This window comes from Falsiroseomonas algicola (assembly GCF_011040385.1).
In the GTDB taxonomy this organism is placed as follows: Bacteria; Pseudomonadota; Alphaproteobacteria; order Acetobacterales; family Acetobacteraceae; genus Falsiroseomonas; species Falsiroseomonas algicola.
The window spans coordinates 1-3,156 of sequence record NZ_JAAIKB010000045.1 but is presented as its reverse complement, the minus strand read 5'-3'; the positions used below and the strand labels follow the sequence as shown (position 1 = coordinate 3,156).

At 62.5% G+C, this 3,156-nt stretch carries 3 protein-coding genes and 1 pseudogene; 1 reads left to right on the top strand and 3 read right to left on the bottom strand.

The window, feature by feature from the left end; translation table 11 throughout:
• The first annotated feature begins 188 nt into the window (after window positions 1-188).
• Window positions 189-1,235: an IS481 family transposase gene (locus G3576_RS30885; RefSeq protein ID WP_164698319.1), complete on the top strand. Its 1,047-nt coding sequence runs from the start codon at window positions 189-191 to the stop codon at window positions 1,233-1,235.
• Between the two features lie 115 nt (window positions 1,236-1,350).
• Here the strand turns inward: G3576_RS30885 and G3576_RS30880 are convergent.
• From G3576_RS30880 to G3576_RS30875, 3 genes and pseudogenes are all read right to left on the bottom strand, one after another.
• Window positions 1,351-1,685, bottom strand: a pseudogene (locus G3576_RS30880) (IS5 family transposase); the annotation flags it as partial.
• 59 nt (window positions 1,686-1,744) lie between these two features.
• On the bottom strand, window positions 1,745-1,927 hold the full coding sequence (locus tag G3576_RS32695; protein ID WP_328730202.1) for a transposase: 183 nt from the start codon (window positions 1,925-1,927) through the stop codon (window positions 1,745-1,747).
• A 57-nt stretch (window positions 1,928-1,984) separates the two neighbouring features.
• The gene (locus G3576_RS30875) at window positions 1,985-2,998 is read right to left on the bottom strand and encodes a polysaccharide pyruvyl transferase family protein (RefSeq protein ID WP_164698317.1); all 1,014 of its coding nucleotides are present in this window, start codon (window positions 2,996-2,998) and stop codon (window positions 1,985-1,987) included.
• Window positions 2,999-3,156: the final 158 nt, after the last annotated feature.

Below are 3,156 nucleotides of genomic sequence, written 5' to 3'. Positions count from 1 at the left end.
GATCCTCGCCGATCCGGCGCATGGCGATCCCGCAGCAGGGGCAGCCCTGGTCTGGGAGGTCGAGCACCTCCTCGATGTGTAGAAGTTTCGACTTGACCGGACGGTTGGTATGATCGGCGGGGAGAGAGGCCGGGGCGCGGAGCCATAGGCGAAGCGCAGCGCCCCGGCCGGCCCAATGGGAGAGCCCCATGACCCAGACCGAACGGAAGGTGATCCGCGCCAAGGTTGGCCTGCTGGAGCTCGCCAAGCAGCTTGGCAACGTGACCCAGGCCTGCCGCGTGCTCGGCTATTCGCGCGACAGCTTTTACCGCTTCCGCGACCTCTACGACCGCGGTGGCGAGTTGGCGCTGGCCGAGATGACGAAGGCCAAGCCGAACCTCAAGAACCGCGTGGCGCCGGAGGTCGAGGCGGCAGTCGTAGGAATGGCCGTCGAGCAGCCTGCCTGGGGCCAGGCACGGGTGGCCAACGAGTTGCGACAGAGGGGCATCGAGGTCTCCCCCTTCGGCGTGCGCAACATATGGCTGCGCCACGACCTCACCACCATGAAGCAGCGGCTGAAGGCGCTCGAAGCGCAGGTGGCGCAGGAGGGCGGCGTGCTGACCGAGGCCCCGCTCGTCGCGCTGGAGACGGCCAAGGCCAACAAGGAGGCCCATGGCGAGTTCGAAAGCGAACACCCTGGCTACTGCGTCGCGCAGGACACCTTCTACGTCGGCACCCTGAAAGGGGTGGGGTGGGTCTACCAGCAGACCGCGATAGATACCTACTCGAAGGTGGGCTTCGCCAAGCTCTACGACCGCAAGACCGCGCTGACTGCGGCTGAGTTGCTGAACGACCGGGTGATCCCCTTCTTCGACGAGCGCGGCCTGCGCATAGACCGCGTGCTAACCGATCGCGGCACCGTGTATTGCGGCGCGCATGACCGGCACGAGTATGAGCTCTACCTGGCCGTCGAGGACATCGACCACACGCGAACCCGAACGAAGAGCCCGCAGACCAACGGCATCTGCGAGCGCTTCCACAAGACGATGCTCGACGAGTTCTACCGCGTCGCCTTCCGCAAGAAGGTCTACCGCACCATCGAGGAGTTGCAGGCCGACCTCGATGATTGGATGAAGCAATACAACGAGGCGCGCACCCATCAGGGCCGCTGGTGCTTCGGCAAGACGCCGATGCAGACCTTCCTGGACAGCCAGCCGATCGCGCGCGAAAAGCAGCAGATCGGCGAGGCCGCATGACCCGCAGCGCCTGACAGCTTCGACCTGGCGGACACCCGCCACGCCAATTCGATGACCGTCAGATCAAGTGCAGACTTCTACACGCGCCGCTCGGTGGGTGCCAGACGACGGTTACCGAGCGCCCAAGACCCTGGCGATGAGTCCCCCCCTTCCGCCGGCGGCGCAGTGGTGCGCCCGGATGCTGGTGCTGTCGATCATCTGCAGGAGGTCGGCCTCGCCGCCGCCATCGGACAAGGCCTCGAGCATCACGTCCCACAGGCAGGAGGCGGTCCAGCGTCTGAACTGGCGGAATACCGAGTTCCAGTTGCCGAGTTCAGAGGGCAGGTCACGCCAAGGAACGCCGGTGCGCGCCACCCAGAAGATGGCATCCAGCACCCGACGGTGATCGCGAGCGGGCCTGCCGCCAAGCGGACTGGCCGACACCACGAAGGGTTCGAAGAATGACCACTCCTAATCCGTCAGCAGCCCGCGGATCAAAGCCGATCTCCATGCCAGAGATCAGCGTGGAATCACGCCCGAGGCCCGATGGGAATCCCCAAGGCGCCAGTTTGTCCACGCAGCCTAGAGTTCCGGGTGTAGAACGTCTGGTCGCTCATCGTGTGCTTGCGGCAGATATCCGCCCCCAACCGCCCCGCCTCGTGCTCCTTTAAAATTCCGAGGCTCTGACTCCCAGGGAACCGGCTCCGTCGCACCGTCCCATGCTCCTCGACCGATCCAACTTATCCCTGGCTGGAACCACGGTCAGCAGATCAAGTCGCGGCCGGTCGGTCTGATGTTGTTTCTCTATCGAGCCCGATACAGAGCGATCCCGGTGGCAGATCATTTGTGAGAGTAGTAAAAGTACGCCTTAAGCTATCGTCAGTTAAAGGGTGCAATCCAATGACCCGAACTCCCGCGCCGATGGCATGGATCGCGTTATGCTTGCGCTGGGTCACCATCACATCACAACGCGCAATCAGTCCCTTCAGGCGCCGAGGCGTCATGTTTGTCAGCCAAAATGCGCGGTCGAGAAGCAGCGGAGCCACGATCGGGGCATTGGGAATAAAGGTTTGCAAAAAATCAATGACGCCTGTCATATCATCTTCTTCTGTGCTGGTAACATGAATCGTGCTGACAATCGGGACAATGGTGTAGCTCACAAATTCTGCCAGTGCAGCAACCACGCGATGCGCGTCGTGGCGCAAACAATCGCGCATTTTTGCAGAAGGAATAATTGAGATTCCGAGGAGTTTGGGGCCGCCCTCGCGAGGCGGACCAACAAGAGACTCGGCCAAGGCTGGATCGGCAGCTATTTTTGCTTCCGGAAAGAATGTGATGCGAGGCAATTGAGCGATACCCACTTCTGCTAAAAACTGAATTGAAAGCGGATCGCGCACCGAGAGACTAGCAAGGTTGGCGAAAACGTGGCGTGCCGTGGCGTCTGGCCAGCACTGATCACTTGCGAGCCTAGCTACACCGAGGTTGTGCAGGTGGATTTCTGCCCCCGCCGCCATGGCGCGGGCCAGGTAGGGCATCCAGTAGCGGAAGGCGTCCACCACGCCGAACATGCCGCCGCCGAAGACGATGCGGGCGGGGTTGAGCGCCAGCATCTCCTCGCCCCCCGGGAAGCAGCCGGCGAGGTCGGGGACGCAGCGCATGGTCCAGGACGGGTTGACCGAGAAGGCGTGCGCGTCCGAGGTTGGGAAGGCCTGGAGGGCCTCGATCAGGCAGAGCTCGTCGCCCAGGTTGCCGTAGCCATAGGCGCCGAGGAAGACGGTGCGCATCTGTAAACTCGCCAGCAAAGCATTCAGATACCAAAACGCCATTCCCAATCCAAGCGAGTGACAGCAACTTTTACCGACTACCTAGTGGAGTGATTCCAGCAGACGTTTCCCGCGTTGGTGCTTGCCGATGATGGTGTCGGCGGGCGCGGTCCAGCGGA

Bases quoted from the DNA above. Each gene is read 5' to 3' on its own strand.
- G3576_RS30885 (WP_164698319.1), top strand. From the start codon at position 189: ATGACCCAGACCGAACGGAAGGTGATCCGCGCCAAGGTTGGCCTGCTG.
- G3576_RS30875 (WP_164698317.1), bottom strand. From the start codon at position 2,998: ATGCGCACCGTCTTCCTCGGCGCCTATGGCTACGGCAACCTGGGCGAC.